Consider the following 24,532-nt stretch of genomic DNA (forward strand, 5'->3'; position numbering starts at 1 on the left):
TCCAATATTGAATATTTCATCAATTATAAAAGGCTATACATTTAAAATAAATGTATAGCCTTTTATACGCATTACTTACTCAATCTATACCATAGAAGAAAGCACAGATGTTTTAGTTACAATTCCTCTTAGTACATTATCATCATTTACGACAGCAATTGGAAAACTAGCTTCCACTGCAAGTGGTAAAACATCATTAATTAAAGTATCCTCAGTTGTAGTTACAGTATCACCAATTATAAAATCAAACAAAGGTAAATTTTCTTTATTTGCTTTGATTGCTGAATCAATTGTGATAACACCCTTAAATCTCATCTTACCATCTACCGCATATGCGCTAGATACAGAATTTTGTCTCATTTCACGTATTGCATTAATGGCTGAATCCTTTTCTCGTACAAGGCATGATGGTGTAATCATAATATGCTTAACACTTAATACTCTTGTTTTATCTGCACTATCAATAAATCTCTTGACATAGTCATCAGCTGGATTTGCAGACATGTTTTCTGGTGTATCTATTTGAATAACCTTACCATCCCTCATTATTGCTACGGTATCACCAAGCTTAAATGCTTCATTAATATCGTGTGTAATAAATATTACGGTTTTTTCTAATTTTCGCTGAATAGATAATAATTCAAACTGCATATCCTTTCTTACTAGTGGGTCAAGAGCAGAGAAGGGTTCATCCATTAATAATACTTCCGGATCATTTGCTAATGCTCTAGCTAGTCCAACTCTTTGTTTCATACCACCTGAAAGGCTTGTAATCAAATTGTTTTCCCAGCCTTCAAGACCTACAAGTTTTGTCATATCCGTGGCCTTTTTTTGTCTTTCATCTTTAGGTACACCTTTAACCTCTAATCCATATGCTACATTGTCCATTACACTTCTGTGAGACATTAAGCCAAAATTCTGAAATACCATTGATATTTTATTTCTCCTAAACTCTAACAACTCTTTTTTATCAAGCTTTTCTACTTCTTTATTCTCGTAAGTTATTTTGCCTGATGTTGGTTTTAAAAGACGATTAAAACATCTAACCAATGTAGATTTTCCCGATCCAGATAACCCTATTATAACGAAAATTTCACCACGCTTAATTTTCATAGATACATCCCAAAGTGCTATTGTAACACCTGTTTTCTTTAGTACCTCTTCTTTTTCAGCGCCTTCTTTCATCATTTTAGTAGCTTCTTTTTTATTCATTCCATATAACTTAGATACATTACTTACTTCTATTATATTTTCTGCATCTCTAGCTTCAACAACATTATTAATATTTATATCTTCACTTAAAGAATTTATTTTATTAGTTTCATTAATATCCTTAGCTTGTTTGTTTTCCATTATTCAATCACCTCACTATTCTTAATTAATCCTTGTGTAAGGCGGTCGAGTATTATTGCAACCATAACTATTGCAACGCCTGGCAACAGTGCTTTACCCATTTCTACTCTATTTGTTGCAAGTAATATTTCTAATCCTAATCCTTCTGCACCTATTAAAGCACATGTAACAACCATAGACATTGCCATCATAATGGTTTGATTTACGCCTGTCATAATAGTAGGTATCGCTTGAGGAATTTGAACTTTTACAAGAGCTTGCATCCTTGTAGAGCCAAAAGCTATAGCAGCTTCCTTTACTTCTGGATCTACGTGCATTATACCATGACTTGTCATTCTAACCATTGGTACTACTGAATATATAGTAGTTGCTAATAATGCGGGGGTTGATCCTGTACTAAATAAAATAACTGCTGGCACCAAATATACAAAAGTAGGCATTGTTTGCATTAAATCTAATATTGGCCTAATAACTTTTTCTGCACGTTTACTCATAGCAATAAATATTCCTAGTGGAAAACCAATTGCTAATGATAAAGTTACAGAAGCAATTACAATGCTTAGTGTTGCAATCATGTGTGTCCACAGTCCACTGCTTCCTATGAAAATAAGCATAGCCCCGAACATTAGTCCCACATATACTTTTTTACTTATTCGATACCCCAAATATGCAATTATCAACACTAGTATAAACCAAGGAATCATGGTTAATAACCAATTGATTCCTTTAATGGAGTCTATAATGACAGATTTAATTGCACTAAGTATTTCACGGTTATTTCTACTAAATAGTTTAACCGCATCATCTATTGTCGATCCCAAATTAAATTGCCATGATTCTGGAAACGAAAAAATGTAATTATCCAATTATGTCAAATCTCCTTTCATGAATAGTTAGACTAAAGTATTGCACGAACTTTATCTGCTTTATCTTTTGGTAACCATTCATCTAATAAATTGTCATGTTCCTTCAATAACCATTTTGCGGCTTCTTCATGAGTAGCTTTTGTTTCATCAAGATATGCTAATGCCTCACTTATTACAGCACTCCCAGTTTTGTATTTTGTAAAAAACTCAAGCAATTCAGGTGCCTTTTCAGCAAAATTCCTGCTAGTTACAATTTTAAGTTCCTGTGATGGATATGCACATTTTCCTTCAATATATAAATCTGGATCATAAGGTGCATCCTCAAGCAATACTATATCCAATTTACCACTAACCCAAGTTGGTTCATAGCAATACCCAACCCATGGTTCGCCTAAATTATATGCTGATACTAATGATGCAAATAAAGTAGCTTCACTACCTAATCTTGTGTATTTGTACATTTCATCTAAACCATAGTATTCATATTTTTTGTAAAGAATTTCATCTGCCATCCAGCCTGGAATTCCACCATAGATACGTCCCATTGATTCATCTTCGTCATCTGGAAAAAGATCTGCATATTTTTTTAAATCTTCAACTGTTTTTAAATCTGGAGCCATTGGCTCTATACCACGTTCAGCATCTCCTTCAATAACATATCTAGGAACATATACTCCCTGGTTGCTATCCGGAACTAAAACTCCTATATCAACAACATCTCCATTAGCTAAATCATCAGGATAACTAACAACATTGTCTGTCCAACTTTCAATATCAATATCAATATCGCCCGATACTAATGCCTGCCAGTTCATAGTAGATGAACCTGTTGAAGTCTCAAACGTATATCCTTCATAAGCATTTTCAACTATTAATTTAGCTATTTCATTATGTAACATTTGGCTATCCCAACCATTACCTGTTGCAATAATATTTACAGGGTCCTTATTCTCCTCTTTTTGTTGTTCATTTGCTTGTCCATCTGGTTGCTCTGTAGCTGTCTCTTTTGAACAGCCTGTAAACATAAACACAGAAATAACAAGTACCATTAGTAATGCTAATACTTTTTTCATACTTTCCTCCATTAGTTTTATTTATTTTTATTATCGAAACCAAGAAAAGGTTAACAATAATCCCAATTAATGGGCTTGTTAAACGAAAACATTTGCTTGTATAAACAAACATTTTATTTTTTACATTTAGTCGTAATTATTAAAAGACAATAAACATATTTAGTAATATGTTTTGCTTATCTTTTTATTTTATCACTGTTTAATAAAATAGAATTTGTGATACATTAATAATTTATAATTAATGTAATAAATAAGGTTTTAAGAATATCTTAATATACTTGTTCACTACCTTTTAATTAACAAGAATAAAGGTCAAAGTATATTTGATAGCTATGATATATTAAATATATAGGTCGATTATTAAGCTATATACAAATTGTATAAACTGTACAATTAATTATAACACAATATTTATGCTTGTCAACTAAAACTTAGTTATGTCCAATCTTGTCTAAATTAGTAATGTGCATTTTAAGCCAATTTTTATTATCCGTTAACTTGTTAATTATATGTCAAAACACAAGCAAAAATATATGCCATTATTTTTTTATGCATATTTTTATTTTTATTCACCGCAATGTATTTAAATAATTTCATTAATTATTGAAACTAATTAATATTTTATTTTTAATTTGACCTTTATTCTTATAATATTTTTGTAGATATAATTATATAAAAACCTCCAAATTATGATTAAAATTTGGAGGTTTGATATAATTTTTATTTAAATCTGATGCATATCAATTAGTTCTAATTTTACTTTGAAATCTTCTCTCAACAATCCGTAGTCATCATATTCGCATTCTCCTACCTGATTGTCATATGGGTCATATCTAAGATGTTTTTTTGGTGGATCGAATTCATGTTGAAATTCAGAAGCAGCTGGCATTCTAAATGGGTCTAAGTTTCCAAAATAAAAATTCCAACTTTCCTTGTCACCCCTTCTATATGCACTTCCTCCAAATGAAGGATCTGCAAACAACCATCCATATGGTTCTATGTAAAATTCTGCCCAATCATGGCAGCCCACATAATATGGAGTAACATATAATCCCGATTGCCATCTAGCTGGGATCCCAACATACCTGCACAAAGTTATAAACAACAGAGCTTGAACTCCACAGTCACCCTTTAAGTTTAAAGCTGCATATTCTGGTATATTAGTAATAGTAAAATATTTCCTCATATATGAATACATTATTTTTGTAGTTATAAAGTCATAAATTTTTCTTGCCTTTATTAATGGGTTTGTTTCATCCCCAATTAATTCCTTGGCTAACTCTTTTATATACGGAGTAAACATAATATGTGGTGCATGTTCCTCTGTATCAAAACTTGGTTGAATTTCATTAACTTTAGATTCATCTAAGTTAACATATTTCAAATAGTTTTCATATGTATATTCTACTGAAAATTCATGATCATCTCTTAATTTTTCTTCAAAAAATGCTGTTCTTTGTGGGTAATCATGAGATGAAATATATTTAGCTTGAGTTTTTAATATATTTATATTTTTTACCTGTCTATAACCTATTGGTAAAGGTAGGTGAACTTTAATATTTTCATTTACCCTTGAATATTCTTTTTTAATCTTTAACGAAGTTCTTAAATGTATAAAATAAGATACTTCACCTTTTTCCTTCATCATCTTTATATTATCAATCAAAAGTTGTTCTCTTTCTTCATTAGCTAATCGAGCATCTTTGTCAACTAATCTTTTAACAATATCAGGTCTTGTTTTTAATAAGTTTCCATAAAAACTCTCGTTGAAATAAACCTTTCCATTAACTAAAATCCAATCCGCCGCACTCTCTTCTTGCAAAGTAATAAGTTCATCTTTAGCGAAATTTTTTACATTAGATTGCATTATGCTTAATGCTTCTTCAAAAGAGTATGGATACTCTCTCTGAATAACTTTAATAATATTTTTTTCAATTTCTAATCGTTTTCTTAGAGCAAATGGAATTTCTTTTTTGAGTTTAAGGTCTATTAACCTTATTGTACCAATAAAATCGCCATTAGATTTCAATTTCAAAATATCCTCTGGCAAACTAACCTTTAAATATTCCAAATCATTATACATACAATCACCCCTGTTTATATAATATTAGTCTTATATTTCTTCTTTTACTCTTCTTATTTTAGCACCTAAATTCATGAATTTATTTTCAATATGCTCATATCCTCTATCTATATGATAAATGTCTGTTATTTCTGTTAACCCTTCAGCTACTAATCCTGCAATAATAAGTGCTGCTCCTGCTCTTAGGTCTGTTGCTTGTACAACAGTCCCCATTAATTTATTTGTTCCTTCAATTTTAGCATGTTTTTTTGTAAAATCTATATTTGCACCCATCTTTTTTATTTCATTAACATACTTAAATCTATCTTCCGATACACCTTCTACAACAATACTTTCACCATTTAAAGATGATAACAAAACAGTCATTGGTTGCTGTAAATCTGTAGGAAAACCAGGATATGGCAATGTTTGAATGTTTACAGGTTCTAATTCTCTTTCATAAAAAATCCTCATAGAATCTCCATACTCTTCTATGCCCATCCCCATTTCCTTTAGCTTTGCAGTAACAGGCTCTAAATGTTTTGGAATTATATCATCAATTATTATATCTCCCTTAGTCGCAGCAGCTGCTATCATATATGTTCCTGCTTCTATTTGATCGGGAATAACTCTGTATGTGCAACCAGAAAGTTCCTTTACTCCATTTATCTTTATAACATCTGTACCTGCACCTTTAACATCTGCACCCATTGAGTTCAAAAAATTAGCAGTATCAACAATATGTGGCTCCTTAGCTGCATTTTCAATAACTGTTTTCCCTTCAGCATATATAGCAGCTAACATAATATTAATTGTTGCTCCAACACTAACTACATCTAAATAAATTCTATTCCCAATCAATTTGTCAGCTTGTACATTTATTCTTCCTTCTGGCGTTATATCAACTTTTGCTCCTAAAGCTTCAAAACCTTTTATATGTTGATCTATAGGTCTTTCTCCAATAGCACAACCACCAGGCAATAAAGTTGATGCCTTCTTAAATCTTCCTAAACCGGCACCAAGCAAATAATATGAAGCTCTTATTTTCTTTGATAGACCATTTTTCAAATAGCAACTATGCAAATCTGTTGCATCGATTGACATGGACATGTCATCTAAAAATTCTACATCTGCACCTATTTCAGTCAAAATTTCTTCTAAAACATTAACATCATTAATTCTTGGTACATTTTGAATAATACATTTACCTTGACATAAAATTGTAGCAGGAATTATTGCAACTGCTGCATTTTTAAATCCACCTATATTTACTTTACCTTTTAGTTTTGTTCCACCCTCTATCACAAACTTTGACATATGTATATCCTTTCAATAATAATCAGTTTTTATAATAATATTTACCAAAATAATATTTTCTCAGCTATTGTACTTTGGTGGGATACATTGTATCCCACTACAGCAAATATAATTCTACCATACAATAATATACTATTTTCAACTTATTTTCAACTAAATTAAATTATAATAACTCAAAAATATTATTTTTTCGATTTTAGTCAAAACTTGATAAGTATTTTTGAGAACCATCACTAAAAATAACTTTCCAAGTTGGATCTGCATTGATTTTCTTTATATACTTCCAATTGCCATTCTCTATACTATAATACTTCATTTTTATACTAACAATATTCTTATCTTTAATATCATCATATGTCATAAGCCTAGGTAAGGCCTCAATAGCTGAAATTGTTCTTATTTTATCTTTTATTTCTATTACTGCATTAATTTTCTGCATCTCAAACTCATACATCCCTTCTTTGTCAAACAAAAACTTCATATAAGAATTATCTAAGCTATTATCATTATAATTTTGTGTATAAGTAACATAACTACCATTTTCAGAAATATATTTGTATGATTCTGTAAATCCTGAATCATTTATATCATTTTCCGTAATAAATGCTTTAATACTATTATTAATTAACTCAGTATCATTAATTTTTCCTTTAATCAAATTTCTTTTTGTAAATTTTATTTTCTTTCCATCTATTATTTCTAAAATTTCATTCTTATCATTTGTATAACTATATACATCTTCTTTCGCTTCTACACTTTTGCCCAAATATTTCTGTACCAAAGCATTATTAACTTCAATCATTTCATAATCAGTGTCTAAAACTGGAAGTACATATATTTCTTCTGGGATTTCACAATTAATATTTATATTTTTACTTTTTAATAAACTTTCAACATCTTCAAGAAAATCTTTGTCTAAATAAACATTAAAATTCTCTGTAAAAACATTACTAAATGTTGAAATCAAAAGAAAAATATTTAAGATTATAAATGCTATTATAAGTATTGTATTAGACCTATTCCAATCCATTCTTATCACCACTCTTCAATTAATGCACCTGTTATTGCATTAAATATATAACTTTTGTCCCCTACTTCAATTACCCACACAACTCTTAACACTTGCTCTTTTTGAACTCTAGATAGATCAAAATAGCCAAGATAAATATTACTTATATCTTTTATTTTTTCTGATTTCAACGGTTTCAGCTCCATATCATCAATTTCATTACTTTGCATATTCTTACTTATTACCTCTGTTGCTGATATAATTTCATAGTTTTGCATATATGCCCTTTGGTTTTCATCTATATTTCTAATAAAACGATTATATGAAACAACACTATCTCCTATAACATCAATTTGTAATGCTGCATTATCTCTTACTCTACTGAACATTATAGGTCTATCTAAAATTTTATAAGAAAAAATAAATCTATATCCATAGTTACCTTCTATTTGAATACTTTCTATATTGCTCAGGTATCCATCTTTTGGAAATCCTAAAAAGTTTTCTGTAAAGTCAATAGCTGTTATAAGACTTTTATGTATATCATGATTATTATTAAATTCTAAGTTTGAATCATAAAAATCTAATTGTCCTTCTGCATTAATTTTCAATACCTTTTCCGTTCTATAAACATAAACTAAATTTCCATTAACCTCAACTGATTTTCTTACATATTCATAGTTATTTTTAAAATAATCTTTAGCAATTTTGTTAATATAAACTGTATCAAAGACATCTAATTCAGATTGAACAAAAACTGGATTAAGAGCAGTCATTTCCAATGGTACAGGTATTTGTATTTTTTCATCATCTATTCTTTCTTCAAACGAATATTTTGTAAATTTACTATAATCTATTTTCTCTATTATACTAAATATATTTTCAGTATTAATTTTATCATTTTCTATTTTAATTGTAACTTCGCCATTATAAATATATATGGAATTTTTATTATCCAAATCAATAATTATATTTTTAATATACTTTATATCTTCATTTAACTTATTGTTCTCTATTTTCATTTGGTCTGTAAAAACTTCTATAGGTATATTTATTGGAAAATCAAATTTAAGATATTGCGTTGGAAAAGCTACTGATGAATTAATACCAACACTACCATTGTAATTTACAAATCCACTGGTAACTATATCTATCGCTTTCAACCACAGATTATATTTATCATCCGAGTATAAAACAGTATAATTATCTTTATATTTGATAATATTTTTAAATGGCTTAATAACATTCCACACATTAGTTTTAGGTATAACTTCTTCTTTTATATTGTCCTCTTCATTAAAGTCATACATCAAAAAATCTGGTAACTGAAGCCATACATAACTACCTAAATAAACACAAGCCACTACCATTATTATTAGTATTAAATTTTTTATTTTTTGATGTATCATAAATATACCTCTTATATTATTTCAAATCCAGGGATTATTATTTTAATTTCTGTTCCTTTTTGAACTTCACTATTTACTATTATTGTGCTATCATGTGCTTCCGCTATTTGTTTTGCTATTGAAAGACCAAGACCTGTACCGCCCATTTGCCTTGTCCTTGCTTTATCAACTCTGTAAAATCTATCAAATATTCTTGTCTGGTCCTCTTTAGGTATACCTATTCCATCATCCTTTATACTTATTACCACATCTTTATTATTTTCGAATGCATCTATCCATACATTTCCATCGCTCGGAGTATATTTTACTGCATTTCCTGCTATATTAAGCATTATTTGTTCAAATCCATCTCTATCAAATAATATATTTAAATTTTCTGAAATCGATTCAATATGCATTTTTATTTTTTTATTTTTTGCTACAATTCTAAGCTTCCTGCAAACGTCCATAACCATTTCATTTACATTTAACTTTTCTTTTGTCCAATTAGTTTGCTCATAATCCATCCTTGAAAGCTTTAACAAATCGCTTACTAATCTAGACATCCTATCGCTTTCACTATTTATTACTCCTAGAAATTCCTTCGCAATAGATGGCTCTTCTATAGCCCCATCTATTAGAGTTTCAGCATAACTTTTAATAGTTGTAATTGGTGTTTTCAATTCATGCGATACATTAGCTACAAATTCTTTTTGCATCTTTTCAATTTTGTATTGCTCTGTAACATTTTTAAATACAAGTATTACACCTCCTATTTCATTTTGATCATTCATGAAAGGTGCGTAGTCTATTTTATATGTTTCTCCATCTCGTTGTAATATATCAGTCCCATGATAGCTTTTACTTTTTATATCCGAAAGCGACATGCTACTTTTTATTTTTGATATGACTGTATCATAATTTTCTTCTTCTTTCTCTAAAGAAATTATTTCACTAGCGACAGGGTTTGAATGAATTATATTTCCTTTTACATCCACTGTTAAAACTCCATCTGCCATATATTTAAAAGTTGTTTCCATTTTACTTTTTTCTTGATGCAAGTTTGACATACTTCTTTTAAGCTCTACGATAAGAAAGTTGAACATTTTCCCTAATTGACCAATTTCATCATTAGATTTAACTTCAACCTTTTGATCAAAATCCCCTTGGGACATTTGTTTTGCTTTTACAGTAAGGTCCTTGATAGGTCCTGTTATGCTTGTTGATAAAATAAGTCCCAATATTACTGTTAATGATAAGGCTATAATGGTTGCTTGGGTCATCATTTTTCTTGATTGAGCCACAGTATCATATATATATTCTATATTATTTGTTAGATATATAAAACCCTTTATATTTCCATTTTCGTTAACCGGAAATGACATATGCTTGCTAACATCGTCCGATTCCTCATATTGCTCTGGAGGTATTATTTCTTCTGGATTTCCTTCAATAGATTTCGTCAATATATAATTATTTATCATACTTAAATTATATGCACTTTGTCCTATTACCTCTTCAACACTTCCAGCAATTACAGTCTTTTTTTCATCATTTAAAATTATGTATACATTTTCATTATATCCAACTTGTATACCATCATTAATACTATTTTGTATTTCTTCTATACTATCTACCCAATTGCCCTCTTGCAATGGTGTTGAAGAAGCAAGAATAGACCTAATAAATGCATCCATATTTTTCGAACTCATATTAAGCTGGATTTTTTCAAGCTGAGTTATTATAAACAATCCAACTATAGACATAGCAAGAAATACTAACAAAAAATAAATTAATACAAATCTCCATCTAATACTTTTAAACATAGTAGCTCCCTTAATACAATATATGTTTTACTTGCTTTTAAAATAATATCCCGTTCCTCGTTTTGTAATTATATATTTATCTTCTTCTGTCTCTATTTTTTCTCTTAACCTTCTTACAGTTACGTCTACTGTTCTTAAATCACCAAATTCATATCCCCAAACTTCTTTTAAGAGATGTTCTCTATTGAAAACCCTATCTGCATTCTGAAATAAGTATTTAAGCAAATCAAATTCTCTGTTTGTCAAATCTATGATTTCATTATTCTTACTTACTTCATAAGTATTTAAATCAATAGTAAGATTTCCTGCGGTAACTATTTTAGATTTCATCTCTTCTTCAACTTTAGAGAGCTTAACCCTCCTTAAATTTGCCTTAACTCTAGCAACTACTTCTTTTGTACTAAATGGTTTTGTGATATAATCATCAGCCCCTAATTCTAATCCTGATATCTTATCAGATTCTTCTTCTTTTGCAGTAAGCATTATTACAGGCATTACATACTCCATGCGTATTTCTTTTAATATTTCAAATCCACCTTTTCTAGGGAGCATAACATCAAGCACAACCAAATCAGGTTTCATCTTATGTACCATTTTAATAGCATCTTCTCCATCATAAACGGTTTGTACTTCAAATCCTTCTTTTTGAAGATTATATTTAATTATTTCTGCAATTGGTCTTTCATCATCTACTACTAATATCTTTTGGTTCAAAATACCACCTCTTTATCTTTTACTCATTATTTTATAATAAAATATTAATATTATTATACCATGTTTTTCAAAAATGAACACCTTCTTTATTTAAAAGCATAAATTAACTTAGGAAGGTGAATATAAATGAAGAAAAATGTAAATACAACAAAACTTTGTCCTATAATACAATCAAAATTAAACTCAAATAACAAAGATATTTTACCAATAATCATAAGCTATAAAAACAATAAAAATATGGCGGATGGAAAAGTATCTTCGTTATCGAATAAAATGAGTTACGAGCTTCCTATAGTTAATGGTTATGCCTGTGAAATGTCTTCCTCCGCTATACTTGAAATGAATGCAGACCCAAATGTAGAATATATAAGTTACGATACAAGGGTTTTTGCAGTCATGGACATCGCAAGAAAAACAGTTGGTGCAGAGCAAGTTTTCAAAGATGGTTATACTGGAAAGGAAGTTACAGTTGCAATAATTGATACTGGAGTTTCCCCTCACAATGATTTAATCTATCCTACGAATAGAATAGTCGGATTTAAGGATTTTATAAATAAAGAAACAAGACCTTATGATGATAATGGACACGGTACTCAGGTAGCTGGGTTGATAAGACAAAATTTATCTTTTGTATTTTGATGAGTTTTATAGATTAGAAATTCCAATGAATTGTGATTTCTCTTTTACCATCTTCTTTAGGTATACCTATCTCAATATAATTAATGGTTTCAAGAACTATTTCATGAGTTATTCCATCATTAATATTAAAATTCTTGATAAGATTTTCAATATTAATTTGTTTTTCTTTAAGTACTTCTAGCTTTTCAATTTCTTCACTAATGTCTTTTTTTCTTCTATCAATTTTAGATAATTCTGATTCAATACCTTCAGATATTATATTATACTGACTTTCAGAAATAACATTATTTGCTTTATCCATATACAAATTGGTTAAAGTTCTTTTTTGATTTAAAGACTGCTGCTCTATATTATGCAATTCTTGCTTTAGTTTCTTTACTTCTCCATTAAAATCAAAAATGTTTATATGTAAAGAAGCCATATTTATTACATTATCATTAGTTACATATGATTTTAAAATCATATCAAGTTCTTCTTCTACAGCTTTTTTCAAATCAAGATAGTTTATCCTATTTGAAAAATTACATATAACCCCGTTTGATTGCTTGTAATTCTTACACCTTAAATAATGATATCTTGTATCATGAGGGGCATTTCCCTTTGTAGTGCATTTAATCATAGTGCCACCACATTCAGCGCATCTAACCTTAGTCGCAAAAATATGTGGCTTGTTTTCTAATCTTCCTACACGTCTTTTATTATTCAAAAGTTCTTGAACAGTATAAAAGTCTTCTTTACTTATTATAGGTTCATGATTATCCTCTATTATAAACCAATCCGACTTATCTTTCAATATTCTTTTATGGTTTTTATAACTTATAGTTGTTTCTTTTCCCTGTTCTAATATACCTATGTAAATAGGATTTCGTAAAATTCTATTTATAGTCGTATGTCCCCATAACCTATTATCGCTTAAATTAGGTATTTGTAATTTTGAACCATTATTCTTTTTATATATTGCTGGTTTATCAATTCCTTTTTGATATAATATTTGTGCAATGTTATGAGTTCCATTACCTTCTAAATATAGTTTGTATATTAGTTTTACGACCTCAGCAGCTGGCTCATCAATGATTAATTTATGTTTATCACTAGGATCCTTTTTATAACCATAAGGAGAAAAGGAACCAACATATTGACCATTCTTCATTTTTGTTTGAAATGTATTTCTAATGTTTTCAGATAAATCTTCTAAATACCACTCATCTATCAGACCGTTGATTTGCCTTGCTTTTTTATTACCTGCAACATTAGTATCTGCTCTATCTATAACACTTACAAATCTAATACCCCATTCAGCAAATTTATTATGAACAATTTTTTCTAAAATTTCTATATCTCTTACAAATCGACTTTGTGTTTTACATAAAACTATATTAAATTTGCCTGCTTCAGCATCTCTAAGAAGATCATTAAATCGAGGTCTTGAAATGTCAGCTCCAGAATAGTCATCATCGTCATAAACCTTATAAATATGCCATCCCTGATTAATAGCATATTCAGTTAACATTAACTTTTGATTTGCTATACTTTCACTATCATCCCCCTTATTAATTTTGTTTTTATCTTCATCTGATAACCTGCAATAAATTCCAACTACATCCATATTGTGTCCTCCCTAAAGAAAAACACAAATCATTATGTATTTTATTATATACTTAGATAATGACTTGTGTCAAAATAACTATTTCATCAGGACAGATTGCTTATTATAGCTTCCATTGTTTATCATCTTAGCAATAATATCTGCAATATTCAGTTCTTTTTCTTCGCTAGTTTTTGATACAAATTCGTTTTTGACAACTATAATCTTATTCATATATAAAAACCTCCTTAAAATCATGATATTTCATTGTCAAAATATTTATTATTAATTTTTTATTCCAGAAACCAAGATTTCTGATTTATAACAATATATGCCTACTTATATAACATATGTTCCAATGGAACATATGTTAATTTCAAACAAGAAAAACACTATTTTATATAACTTTTTAACTACATTAAAGGTAAATCGTATACAGCTATGAACAAGAGAAGTATTCCTCATTCTTCTTATCTTTTATAAACATACTAATATGATTTATATCAGAAGTAACTTTAAATTTATGTAGGGCTTCAAATACAATATTTCTGTAATTCCCATTTTCTCCTACCCTTGAATCTAATATGGCTACAACTCCGGTATCTGTTTCAGTTCTTATTAATCTACCTACACCCTGTTTTAATTTTATAAGCATATTAGGTATTATTACCGCTTTCTTGTAATCCTCAAATCCATCATATAATGAACAATTATACTTATCAATTGGATCCGGAACAGAAAAAGGAAGCTTAGCTATTATTAATAGAGATAGGATATCTCCCTTTAAGTCTATTCCTTCCCAACAGCTACCAGTTGCAAGTAACACAGCATTTTTACATTCTCTAAATTTCTTAATATCCATCTTTGAGTTTCTTTGCATTGAAATAATGGGATATTTTATTTTATTTGATAAAATATTTTTAACATAACTTAAAGTTTTATATGATGTAAATAAGACCACTGCATGTCCATTAGTAGCATTAATTAATTTTTCTATTTCTTTAGAAAGCTTTTCTATATACTCTAAATTATACTTGTCAGGATAAGGCATTTTATTTGGAATATATAACATTCCATTGTTTTTATAATCAAATGGTGATGATTTTTTTACTTCTCTTATTCTGCTGGATAGTATCATATCCAATCCCAATTCCTTCTTTATATAATTAAAAGAGCCATTACTAGATAAGGTCCCAGAAGTTAGAACCATGGGTATTTTCTTATCCCATATATCTTCAAAAACAACCATATTTAAATCTTTAGGTATAGAAGAAATTTTGCAGTTGCTATATTCAAGCCAATAAATCACTTTGAAACTTCTAAGATACAATTCGAAACGTCGTTTCAAATCGTTTAAATCTCTTAATATATCTATTTCAGTAGCTATATTTGAATTTGCTAAAGTATTAATATCCTTAATTATTTTGTTAATGCATGTAACTTCCATAGACTTTAAGTGGATTTCGAATCTATTGGTATCCTGTTCAAGAGAAGATTTATCAATTTGATTAATTAACAAATTAAAAAATCTATCATTATGATCTTCAAACGTGTTAATTATTTTATCTAAGATTTTTTTCTTGTCCTTGTTCCTTATTTTCTTGCTTAACTCAATAATTTCTTTCCTTTCAATATTTGTAGAATACATATCCCTTAATGTATCACTGAGCTTGTGGGCTTCATCAATTACTAATGTTCTATAATTAGGCAATAAAGGCGAAAGCCCCTGCTTCCTATGAATTGCATCCGCCACAAAATAATTATGATTGCAAATTTGTATATCATATTCAGGTGACATGGACCGTCTCAACAACCTCATATACTTACAGTTCTTTGATTCAAGACATTTTCTGTTACATTCTGGTGGAACATTGATCTTATTTTTTACGGAACTATCAATGTCCAAAAAATCTAAATCATTTTTATAATCTTCTAATTTACTGATTTCATCAAGTAATTCAGCATTGTTTATTATAGTTTTAATATACTTCTTAAATTTAATGTCACATATATAATGTTCTTTACCCTTCCTTATAACAGAAGAAATATTCCTTTTAATCACTTTATTTTCTTTCAGTACGCGTGATAGCTCTGGAATATAATCTTCATGAATTGCACGCTGCAACTCAATAGAACTTGTAGCTATAATAATAGGCATATTTGTTTCACTATCAAAATCTTTATTAAATTTATATTCCTGCCTTACCAAACTCTTGTTGTACTTCATCTTATCTAAAATGGCAGCAACAATGTACGCATAAGTTTTTCCTATACCAACTCCTGCTTCACATAAAGAAATTTTAATATCCCTTAATCCCTCAAGTATCTCTTTAGTCAACTCTATCTGTTCATTCCTTATGCAATAACCATATTGAGTTAAAATACTATTAAATATAACATCAATCTTATCATCATTTTCAAAAGGCATATCAATATCATATAAATCTAGTTTTTTTATCTTATTACTGATCTCAATATATTTTTCTTTTCTAACTTTATTTTTACTGTGAAACAAATACTTGCTTTTTAAAGTTTCATAATTTACCACATGATATGAATATACCTTTCCTGTAAAAGTTTCAACAAGTACACATTTTCCAAATTTGAAAATGCCTGAGCTTTCTGAAGATATAATTTTTTTACTTATTAAGTCATCAATTATTGAAGAAAAATTATACTCTATGTTCATCTCTTTTCTCTCCCTTTATCTTATGATGTAGTTTAATTTTATATATGTTCCATTGGAACATAAGTAAAATTAAAAGCACACTATTATAAAATAATTTATAAAGTGTGCTACTTTCTATTTACCTTTCAAAATCTCTATTATTTGGACTTTTATTATTATAAATTTTTACATTGTATTTAGATCTCTCTCCCAAATCCTTGAGTGATGCTGCTTGTACCTTTTTAAAATCTTTTATATTCATGGAACCATCATATACAAATGGATCAAAACTATAATCAGGATCACCATTTTCACACCATACTATATCATCAGGTAGATTGTCTGGACGCAAACACCTCAAAGAGGACTTTATTATTTCTTTTGTTTTATCCAAAAGTTCTATCGTTCCATCATAGTCGAAATAATACTTTACTCCACTATTTTCATACATATTGTTAAGATGAATTATTTCTTGACACAATTCATATATCTTGTTTATTTGCTCTTTATCTTTAACCTGCTTATCTCTATCATTTTCTTTAGTCTCATTTAAGTTCTTTTCAATATCTTTCATGGTTTTTTTATATTTTACTGCATCTGACTGTACCTTAATTAATTCAATTTTCTCTGATAATTTAAATTTAAATCCACTTTCAGTAGATTTGTATTTATATATACCTATTGCCGGTTCACCGTTATTGTTTATCAGACTAATCTCATCTTCAAAACACAGTCTTCCACCGGAAATAAATATCTTATATTCTTTCGGAATAGAATATATTCCGGCAATATCACATTCTTTTTCATTACAGTATCTACCATCATTAAGTATTGGCTCCAATGCATAATGTTTTCCATCTTTTGTTCTATATATTTTCGTCTTATCTTTGTCTTCATTTAATGCTTGTTCGATTTTATCTATTTCTTCATTAGAAAATTTCTTATTCTCTTCATAACCCATTATTCTATTTGATAAATTCAATGCAACCTTGGTACATATTAAAACATTCTTATCAGCATCATCATCCAACCTATGCTTGGCAGTGTAACTCTTTAATTTTTCCAACATATCTATAGAACAACTTATTTTAAACACTTTTCTCCTCCTGTTATATATTCTATTATTAATTATATTCCTACTATTTTTATTAATTACACGATTACAATTTGATAAGAAATCAAAACAAAAGCCTGTAATTAATACTAATATTTCAAGCCACTTACGGTAAAATAAGTGTCATAAAAGCATCTACCGTCTAATCAAAGCCAGAGTCGCTTTTCCTGCACTGTTTCGTGTCGGCAGGCTCTCCTTGAGAATTCCGCTCCAAGGATAAGAAGTATCATTATTTTCCCAGACATGTCATGGCGAATTAGCTTTACCATTTACTAATTTTGAATTTGGCTGACTTTGTCGCTAAAATATATTTGATTATATCTTTATGGCGAGCCAGTTCCTGTCGCTTCCCTTTCGGTTGCCCGGTAACGTACTTGAAATACTTTAATCTATATAAAAAGCTTTTCTAAAATGTTGACTGTCAATCATTTCTAGTAATATTAATATTAGAAAATACTTAGTTTTCAAAGTTCTACTAATATATCAACCTTCTTTACTTTATTAAATACATTTATGTATTATTTGCTTACTGAAAAGAAAAAAGGTTTAACTTAACTGCAATAGTTTTTTATAGCTCTTGATATTTGGGGGAAATTTCAAGATTACCCATTGCAGCTAATTTAACTATATTTGAACTTATATTCCAATGGAACATATAAAATTGTATTGTTTTATATTGTATTACTTTCATTTTTCTGATAAAATGTTTTCATCAGGGACTTGCTGGAACAAATCCCTGTGAGAAAGGTTAAACAGATTTTCAAGCTTGATAAGAACTTCATACGATGGTCTTCTTTTTAGTGTTTCTATATTTGAATATGCTGATTTTGTTATACCTAATTTTTTTGCAACATATTCTTGTGACCATTTATTAGTAGCACGCTCTTTTTTCATTTTTATCTGTTCCATTTATTTTCCTTTCTCTTATAAAGTATTCATATAGTATATATTAGTACGAAATTTAGTATTTGTCAATACTTAATTTCGTACTAATGCATTGTTTTTTAAAGGAGGCATTTGAATGTCAAATAATGTTTTAGAAACAATACTTTTCTTAATTAAAAAAAAAGGTGTAACCGAAAAAGAATGTTTAAAGCAATGTGGTATAAATACGAGTTTTCTTACCGATTGGAAAAATGGCAGAATTAAAAACCCCTCTTACGATAAACTTGTTAAAATAGCTCAATATTTTAATGTTTCTACAGATTATTTGTTATTAGGGAATGATGAAATAGAAAAACAAAAGAACCTTATTACTAATAGAAATGAAAATGATATGTTGAATCTTCCAAAAGAAGAAGCAGAATTATTAGATGCTTTTAGACATTTAAATAAATACGAAAAAAACATTATTATAGGTAAAATATCTGAAATGATTTATAATAAGAGTGTTGAAGAAAGTAATCTTGAAATTGAACACTCTAAAGAACTTATTAATATGGAATTAAGAGACCGGTTAAATAAATAAACATATGCCGATGATTATTTTTATTTGATAAATTTATCCTATTATACTAAAATAATACATATGTATGTCGATAACTATTATATATCATTAAATAGTTGGGGGCATATTTGTAATGACAGAAAAGGAAGAAGAATTATTGGGAATGTTTAGATGTTTAGATATGTATGAAAAAAATATTATTATTGGTAAGATTAGTGAGCTTATTTTAAATAAAAAAAAAGAAAGCTCAATTTTTTTGAGGAAAAGAAAATTAGGTATGTGCCTATTGTTTTTGTGTTTATTAGTTAATTTTAATTTTCCGTTTAATAATCAAAATAATGTAAAATAAATAATTTGACAGAAAAAATAATACCGCTGTTTCCGATTTTCTACCCAAGGTAGGGATAGTAATACCCTTTTGGATTATTAAGGGGCAATTTGACAAGTGTTCCTATTCGCTTTTTTAAACCCAAAACACAACCTAAAAAAATATTATTTTGGTGCAGGATAAAGGAAGGTGGTCGCAAGCGACCCCTCCAGTCACCTTCGCCGGCAACAGCCGACGATTTCAAGCTTCTTGTTACGTGGTCGAAATGACCCTTTGTGTTTCGGATAGGTGGTCTTTACTACTCAACAACCATCATTACAAGGCATTCTACTAGTGCAATTTAGGTGGTCTTTACCTTTAAAAAAGCAAATCCTTTCGCTCCACTCTTAGCTAATAGATCTTTTAGAGCTTCTGAAATGAAATATGGTATATTGCTTTTCTTTAATTTGAAAATATCCAAATTCCTAACTTTTTCTGTTTCGATAGTGTATTTGATAACTGATAAATGTTCGTAATCAGTTCCGTCAATTGAATACTTTTTCTTCGTACAAACTGACTTATTTTCATCTAGAGCATCTAACAAGTTCATACTATGCACCAGATAGCCGACAATTTCTTGATTATTGGCTTCCACAACTGGAATAAACTCATGCTCACCTAAATTTCACCCCGATAATAGTTCCTTAATTCTTTCACTAACAACTAACCATGCAAGATTATTTGCAATGTAATCATATTTGCCAATATTCTCTTGCTCTATTTCGCAAAGTATTCTATCTACCTCAAGTGGTTGAGATTCATTAATAGCATATCTATCAAACTTCAGAGATGATTCATTGATTTTAATATATCCTGCATTTGTATCATGTTCATAATCGTACAAAAGCTTGTATTAATCCATTGCTACCTCCTATTACCAGAATTTTTTTCTTAACATGTCTGGATTATAAATTACTGTTTTCTTTACATCTTCAAACATCTTTAAAAATACATCTTTATTTCCTTTTGCAATGCTATCCAATGATTGCATTTGTTCTAGCATCCAATCATGGTATGCATTTGGATGCCTACATTGATGTGGCATTAATTCTTTATTCCATGCTTCATCTAGATCTAGACCGTATTTTTTCTTGATATCTTCAAACTGGCTTGTATATTTTGTGCTCTTATTTGTTGCAAAGTGGTGTAGTTGATTAGGCTTATTTATTACTTCGCTCCAACCCTTTAAAAATTGTATTTCACAATTTAAAAGTCCTCCATATTACAATTGAAAATTCCTCTACTACTTTATCATAGGTGGTTTGCTATTGACATTGAGCCTCTGTGAGTATGGGTTGTATGCCTTGGTCTAACCCCTTATAAATAAAGGCTTAGCCAATAAACAGGCTACCATACTCAGCCTCAATGTAAATAGTACGCTTCGCCAAACCACACAACAATTATATTTTGATAGGGGAAAATTCAATTGTTAGTTGGAGTACTTTTGGATTAACATCAACAAAAATTCACTTATAGCGTGTGATGCTACCTTTTTAACTTTTTCATAGCGCCATATACATTCGAATTTTTAAGGCTTGGTATAACTACGAGCGCAACACCACATTCAGATAAAATTTCTTTAAGACGAGGCAAAAAATTCTAAGTTTGCATTTTTGTCATTTGTCGCATTTCAGGAAGAAAAGACTTTAACTTCTTTTCATCAAATTTTTTAGCTTCAATTTTACTTCCAATATTAATAACAGTCTGAACCCATGCATTTGAATTAACAATTTGTTTTTCGCTATTATGATCTTCAGCTCCTTGTCTAAATTGCACCAAATAATCTTGTTAGATAGAGGTAAACTAAATTTCTACATCCATATCATATTTTTTTGTATGATATTTACATAGGTTGCCATTTGTAGTTTATATTTTTCTAGAACACCTTTTGTTCCACTTAGTTTTATCAACATTATTTATATCAGGTAGTTGATCGTAATGATTTTTATTCTTGGATTTGTTTGTCCATTAACTGTAGTTAAGACTAAAAAATATTTAGGTCTTGAAAGTCGGGTAACTATGATTTAGAATTTCTTTTGTAAAATTAAATAAATCCTTTATCATCTACTAACCAGTAATTATTATAAAGGATTTTTTGTTATTTTTATAGGTGGTTATTGACGCTTACAATTATTCAAAGAATCCATCTATGTCAAAAATGTGGTCAAGTTCATCTATAGTCATTGCATGAGATACTTTATCGCGAATTGCACTCTTTGACATATCTAGACGCTTAAACTTGTGCTTTCCGGCAGCATCTTTAATCATACGAATTAACTGAATACGTCCAACGCCTGGATTCTGTCTAGCATACTCTGCAAAACCTTTTGCCTTGCCAAGATTGTCTTTGAAGTACGGATTGTGTGGTTCAAGCAAATCGATCACATAACCAAGACGGACATCTTTTCTAACAACAATAAAGTCTGGAAATGTTGGTTTTGTCTCACTTTCAATTTCATATGGGATACAAAGGGCCCATGATGCTCTAGAAGGATTACGAATCCAACATATGAAGTCATCACGTTTTTCCTCTTCCTCAATTACACCTGCTTCCCATGTGTTAAGTTTTAGCTTAGCTACACCGGTTATATCATTTACAAACAAATGATTGTTATATTCTTTTCCTCCATCTTCATGAGGAACTTGGATAGTTTCTGGTAATCGAAAATTATGCTTACTTACGATATCTCCATCAGAAACAATACTATCATATTTTCTGCGGATTTTATCAGAATCAACAGTTGCAATATATTTACGATAATCATCATTCAAACCATGGAAACGCTTTTGGGCATAGTTATGCAAATTGTTCATACACTCATCATCCGCGACAAATAAAATCACATCAACTTTGAAAGCGCTAGGATTATTTACATCTATATGCTTATTCCCATAGACCATCCCTATTCCTTCATTGCCGAGCTTAACTTCTGCTACGCGGAATTGTCTATCTATATCTGTATCTGTAGTAGTAAATAAATCATGTACCGAATAGTTGTCTACAGTCTCGCCAAAAGCATCAAAAATTTGCGTTACCAATTTGAATTCTTTTACTTGATTTACAAGTTCATCGTAATTACCTTCTAATTTCAATTTCTCCACATAGTCTGCAATCATCAATGCAATTTCTGTTTGCACCTCGCGAATTGCCTCTCGGTATAGACCTGAAATTGTAAGCAAATGTGCCATTTCAAATAACGACTTCAAATAATTATTAATTCTCAGCGATCTTACATTATAAGAAAGTAAACCAGCATCATTTATAAATTTCATAACGCCTTCTCTGTCAAACAAATCATCAGGCTCATCTTTTAAAGATCCCTCTTGACGGTCAATATTACTTGCTAAATGCAAATCATATACATCGGATTTATGATCATTTACTTTAGAAACTTCTGCCTGACTTTGAATATCTACTTTTTGTTCCTCTGGTTTTTGTTGATAAACTCGAGCGTACCCATTTTCATTAGAAAAACCAATTGGTTCAGATGTATCAGCTGCTTCTCCAATACCTGAAGGAATCTCAACAATTTGAATTGCTCCAACATTTGAATCCTCACCTTGACTTCCAAACACATCAAGTGTCAGCTGCCCTGGAACAGGAGTATCTTCTTTTTTATTTCTAGTCTTAACAGTTAAAGTTTCAAATGTCTTACAACCAACTGATTCACCATAAATATCTGTAGGAATATCCCCCCCCTCTGCACTTTGAAGAGCTTCAACAACGTCCTTAACAGTACTTTCATTAAAATATGGTAAATAGAGATGTACGTCATTTAAAACATCATCCACTTGTATGTGCATCTGCATAGGAGTTCTCACCATACGCCCAAGGAGTTGAGCAATATATGTAGCATCATTTGCATGCTTAAATGACATCATAGTTTCCGCACGAGGACAATCCCATCCTGTTGATAAATTTTCCTTAAAAAATACAACTCGAATATTTCTATCATCAGAAATACGTGAAGGCTCCTCGTAACGAACGTCAATTCCGTTCACAGTTATTGATGCATTGGTTTGGCCAAAAGTGTGTACAACTTGTCCAGTTTCAAAACAGAAGCCTGTACGTTCTTCTATCTTCTGCAAACAATCGTCTAAATCTGTGGCAGACATCTTATTTTCACTTCCATTTAACACTTGAATTACAAAAACAGGATTTATGTATGCATAATGTTGCTCATAGCAATACTGATACCAGTGATCCCATTTTTCTTTCCAGTCATCCGCAGCGGCCTGTAAAATTGCCATATCATTGTTAACAGATCTTTCCTCTGGATAAGTAATAACAATACGATCTTTCAATAATCCTGATGCGCGTACTTCATCAGCTGAAACAACGGATTTATGTATAGTAGAAGACGTTCCTTCTACCAGTATATTAAATCTCTGTGTTGTCGCCGACATACCAATTACTACTGGCATAGGTGGAATATTATCTTCGCTACTACCTTTAAGGAATTTTTGCATGATTGTAGTGGCTTTCCCTGCCTCCCTGCCTTGCATACCGCGATGAGCTTCATCAATAATAAAATAAAGTCTATCGTTTTTTTCTCGTACTGTATTAGCTAATGTTTCCCAAATGGTATAAGTTCTACCATCACCATTTTTTGTTAGGTTAGATGTTTTAGAAAGTTTTTGCGTATTTAAAAAATAAACATGTCCATCTTCGAAAAATTCTTTATCAAATGCATCCTCTGTGACAGTAACACATTGCCCTAAGCGAATTTTATCAGCTTTAGAATCAATTTTCAGCTTTGATTGCTCATTGAGCTGCGGAGAATCTGATAACCATATAACCACAGCATTTTGCTGCTCTGAATAATTTTCATCACCAAAGAAAATACTTTCTATCAGAGAAGCCATTATGATTGTTTTACCTGCTCCTGTAGGAGCAGTAAAGGAAACTACCTGTGGCGCATGTGTCCTATGGTAGCTACCAAGTGCCTCTGCTGTCTTCATTCGAATATTAGCAAGGGCCCTTTTTTGAAATGAAAATAATTCTACTTTCATAATTTTTACCATTCCTTTCGCTTCGCTCAAGGCACAAACAAGTTATGAAAAAATGGTTGCGCCCCTCCTCTATTTGTATTAAAATCTTCTT

Annotated in this window: 22 protein-coding genes; 3 read left to right on the plus strand and 19 right to left on the minus strand. The window is 29.9% G+C overall.

Features of this window, described 5'->3' with window-relative positions:
• Positions 1–84 precede the first annotated feature (84 nt).
• From J2Z76_RS14315 to J2Z76_RS14355, 9 genes are all read right to left on the minus strand, one after another.
• Entirely contained in the window at positions 85–1,353 is a 1,269-nt protein-coding gene (locus tag J2Z76_RS14315) for a quaternary amine ABC transporter ATP-binding protein (protein ID WP_209512758.1), read from the minus strand.
• The gene (locus J2Z76_RS14320) at positions 1,353–2,219 is read right to left on the minus strand and encodes an ABC transporter permease (protein WP_209512759.1); all 867 of its coding nucleotides are present in this window, start codon (positions 2,217–2,219) and stop codon (positions 1,353–1,355) included. Before J2Z76_RS14320 ends, J2Z76_RS14315 begins: the two co-directional genes overlap by 1 nt.
• Before the next feature lie 32 nt (positions 2,220–2,251).
• On the minus strand, positions 2,252–3,292 hold the full coding sequence (locus J2Z76_RS14325; RefSeq protein ID WP_209512760.1) for a glycine betaine ABC transporter substrate-binding protein: 1,041 nt from the start codon (positions 3,290–3,292) through the stop codon (positions 2,252–2,254).
• A 724-nt stretch (positions 3,293–4,016) separates the two neighbouring features.
• A complete protein-coding gene (locus J2Z76_RS14330) occupies positions 4,017–5,375 on the minus strand; it encodes a transglutaminase-like domain-containing protein (RefSeq protein ID WP_209512761.1) in 1,359 nt (452 codons plus the stop codon).
• Between the two features lie 30 nt (positions 5,376–5,405).
• Positions 5,406–6,671, minus strand: coding sequence for a UDP-N-acetylglucosamine 1-carboxyvinyltransferase (locus tag J2Z76_RS14335; RefSeq protein WP_209512762.1), 1,266 nt, complete (start codon positions 6,669–6,671; stop codon positions 5,406–5,408).
• 196 nt (positions 6,672–6,867) lie between these two features.
• Positions 6,868–7,701, minus strand: a complete 834-nt coding sequence (locus J2Z76_RS14340) for a two-component system regulatory protein YycI (protein WP_209512763.1) — start codon at positions 7,699–7,701, stop codon at positions 6,868–6,870.
• 5 nt (positions 7,702–7,706) lie between these two features.
• Positions 7,707–9,089 (minus strand): hypothetical protein, encoded by a 1,383-nt coding sequence (locus tag J2Z76_RS14345; protein ID WP_209512764.1) that lies wholly within the window; start codon positions 9,087–9,089, stop codon positions 7,707–7,709.
• 11 nt (positions 9,090–9,100) lie between these two features.
• Positions 9,101–10,894, minus strand: coding sequence for an ATP-binding protein (locus tag J2Z76_RS14350; RefSeq protein WP_209512765.1), 1,794 nt, complete (start codon positions 10,892–10,894; stop codon positions 9,101–9,103).
• 27 nt (positions 10,895–10,921) lie between these two features.
• Positions 10,922–11,608, minus strand: coding sequence for a response regulator (locus J2Z76_RS14355; protein WP_209512766.1), 687 nt, complete (start codon positions 11,606–11,608; stop codon positions 10,922–10,924).
• 126 nt (positions 11,609–11,734) lie between these two features.
• Between J2Z76_RS14355 and J2Z76_RS14360 the strand changes: the two genes are divergently transcribed.
• The gene (locus tag J2Z76_RS14360) at positions 11,735–12,247 is read left to right on the plus strand and encodes a S8 family serine peptidase (RefSeq protein ID WP_209512767.1); all 513 of its coding nucleotides are present in this window, start codon (positions 11,735–11,737) and stop codon (positions 12,245–12,247) included.
• Between the two features lie 13 nt (positions 12,248–12,260).
• On the opposite strand, the gene J2Z76_RS14365 is transcribed toward J2Z76_RS14360, so the two are convergent.
• The 5 genes from J2Z76_RS14365 to J2Z76_RS14380 all read right to left on the minus strand — a co-directional run bounded on the left by J2Z76_RS14365 (position 12,261) and on the right by J2Z76_RS14380 (position 18,523).
• Entirely contained in the window at positions 12,261–13,853 is a 1,593-nt protein-coding gene (locus J2Z76_RS14365; protein WP_209512768.1) for a recombinase family protein, read from the minus strand.
• Positions 13,854–13,931: 78 nt separating this feature from the next.
• On the minus strand, positions 13,932–14,066 hold the full coding sequence (locus J2Z76_RS16905) for a hypothetical protein (protein ID WP_280922423.1): 135 nt from the start codon (positions 14,064–14,066) through the stop codon (positions 13,932–13,934).
• A gap of 205 nt (positions 14,067–14,271) precedes the next feature.
• A complete protein-coding gene (locus J2Z76_RS14370; RefSeq protein WP_209512769.1) occupies positions 14,272–16,521 on the minus strand; it encodes an ATP-dependent DNA helicase in 2,250 nt (749 codons plus the stop codon).
• Positions 16,522–16,639: 118 nt separating this feature from the next.
• Positions 16,640–17,596 (minus strand): hypothetical protein, encoded by a 957-nt coding sequence (locus J2Z76_RS14375; protein ID WP_209512770.1) that lies wholly within the window; start codon positions 17,594–17,596, stop codon positions 16,640–16,642.
• 705 nt (positions 17,597–18,301) lie between these two features.
• Positions 18,302–18,523: a helix-turn-helix domain-containing protein gene (locus J2Z76_RS14380; protein WP_209512771.1), complete on the minus strand. Its 222-nt coding sequence runs from the start codon at positions 18,521–18,523 to the stop codon at positions 18,302–18,304.
• Between the two features lie 112 nt (positions 18,524–18,635).
• On the opposite strand from J2Z76_RS14380, the gene J2Z76_RS14385 reads away from it, so the two are divergent.
• Both J2Z76_RS14385 and J2Z76_RS14390 read left to right on the plus strand, forming a co-directional pair.
• Positions 18,636–19,082 (plus strand): helix-turn-helix domain-containing protein, encoded by a 447-nt coding sequence (locus J2Z76_RS14385; protein ID WP_209512772.1) that lies wholly within the window; start codon positions 18,636–18,638, stop codon positions 19,080–19,082.
• Positions 19,083–19,194: 112 nt separating this feature from the next.
• Positions 19,195–19,410, plus strand: coding sequence for a hypothetical protein (locus tag J2Z76_RS14390; protein ID WP_209512773.1), 216 nt, complete (start codon positions 19,195–19,197; stop codon positions 19,408–19,410).
• Positions 19,411–19,729: 319 nt separating this feature from the next.
• Here the strand turns inward: J2Z76_RS14390 and J2Z76_RS14395 are convergent, their stop codons facing one another.
• The 5 genes from J2Z76_RS14395 to J2Z76_RS14415 all read right to left on the minus strand — a co-directional run bounded on the left by J2Z76_RS14395 (position 19,730) and on the right by J2Z76_RS14415 (position 24,441).
• Positions 19,730–20,023, minus strand: coding sequence for an imm11 family protein (locus tag J2Z76_RS14395; RefSeq protein WP_342455055.1), 294 nt, complete (start codon positions 20,021–20,023; stop codon positions 19,730–19,732).
• A 30-nt stretch (positions 20,024–20,053) separates the two neighbouring features.
• Positions 20,054–20,272: a hypothetical protein gene (locus J2Z76_RS14400; RefSeq protein WP_209512775.1), complete on the minus strand. Its 219-nt coding sequence runs from the start codon at positions 20,270–20,272 to the stop codon at positions 20,054–20,056.
• Between the two features lie 30 nt (positions 20,273–20,302).
• Positions 20,303–20,626, minus strand: coding sequence for an AHH domain-containing protein (locus tag J2Z76_RS14405; protein ID WP_209512782.1), 324 nt, complete (start codon positions 20,624–20,626; stop codon positions 20,303–20,305).
• Positions 20,627–21,027: 401 nt separating this feature from the next.
• Positions 21,028–21,207, minus strand: a complete 180-nt coding sequence (locus J2Z76_RS14410; protein ID WP_209512776.1) for a hypothetical protein — start codon at positions 21,205–21,207, stop codon at positions 21,028–21,030.
• 351 nt (positions 21,208–21,558) lie between these two features.
• A complete protein-coding gene (locus J2Z76_RS14415) occupies positions 21,559–24,441 on the minus strand; it encodes a DEAD/DEAH box helicase (RefSeq protein WP_209512783.1) in 2,883 nt (960 codons plus the stop codon).
• Between the last annotated feature and the right edge of the window lie 91 nt (positions 24,442–24,532).

Origin of the sequence: Sedimentibacter acidaminivorans, from assembly GCF_017873955.1 — a bacterium.
Lineage (GTDB): Bacteria > Bacillota > Clostridia > Tissierellales > Sedimentibacteraceae > Sedimentibacter > Sedimentibacter acidaminivorans.

Coding starts and splice junctions, on each gene's coding strand:
- J2Z76_RS14340 (WP_209512763.1), bottom strand. CDS start 7,701: ATGGATTGGAATAGGTCTAATACAATACTTATAATAGCATTTATAATC.
- J2Z76_RS14370 (WP_209512769.1), bottom strand. CDS start 16,521: ATGAACATAGAGTATAATTTTTCTTCAATAATTGATGACTTAATAAGT.
- J2Z76_RS14365 (WP_209512768.1), bottom strand. CDS start 13,853: ATGGATGTAGTTGGAATTTATTGCAGGTTATCAGATGAAGATAAAAAC.
- J2Z76_RS14380 (WP_209512771.1), bottom strand. CDS start 18,523: ATGGAACAGATAAAAATGAAAAAAGAGCGTGCTACTAATAAATGGTCA.
- J2Z76_RS14360 (WP_209512767.1), top strand. CDS start 11,735: ATGAAGAAAAATGTAAATACAACAAAACTTTGTCCTATAATACAATCA.
- J2Z76_RS14315 (WP_209512758.1), bottom strand. CDS start 1,353: ATGGAAAACAAACAAGCTAAGGATATTAATGAAACTAATAAAATAAAT.
- J2Z76_RS14325 (WP_209512760.1), bottom strand. CDS start 3,292: ATGAAAAAAGTATTAGCATTACTAATGGTACTTGTTATTTCTGTGTTT.
- J2Z76_RS14335 (WP_209512762.1), bottom strand. CDS start 6,671: ATGTCAAAGTTTGTGATAGAGGGTGGAACAAAACTAAAAGGTAAAGTA.
- J2Z76_RS14390 (WP_209512773.1), top strand. CDS start 19,195: ATGACAGAAAAGGAAGAAGAATTATTGGGAATGTTTAGATGTTTAGAT.
- J2Z76_RS14415 (WP_209512783.1), bottom strand. CDS start 24,441: ATGAAAGTAGAATTATTTTCATTTCAAAAAAGGGCCCTTGCTAATATT.
- J2Z76_RS14330 (WP_209512761.1), bottom strand. CDS start 5,375: ATGTATAATGATTTGGAATATTTAAAGGTTAGTTTGCCAGAGGATATT.
- J2Z76_RS16905 (WP_280922423.1), bottom strand. CDS start 14,066: ATGAATAAGATTATAGTTGTCAAAAACGAATTTGTATCAAAAACTAGC.
- J2Z76_RS14350 (WP_209512765.1), bottom strand. CDS start 10,894: ATGTTTAAAAGTATTAGATGGAGATTTGTATTAATTTATTTTTTGTTA.
- J2Z76_RS14345 (WP_209512764.1), bottom strand. CDS start 9,089: ATGATACATCAAAAAATAAAAAATTTAATACTAATAATAATGGTAGTG.
- J2Z76_RS14385 (WP_209512772.1), top strand. CDS start 18,636: ATGTCAAATAATGTTTTAGAAACAATACTTTTCTTAATTAAAAAAAAA.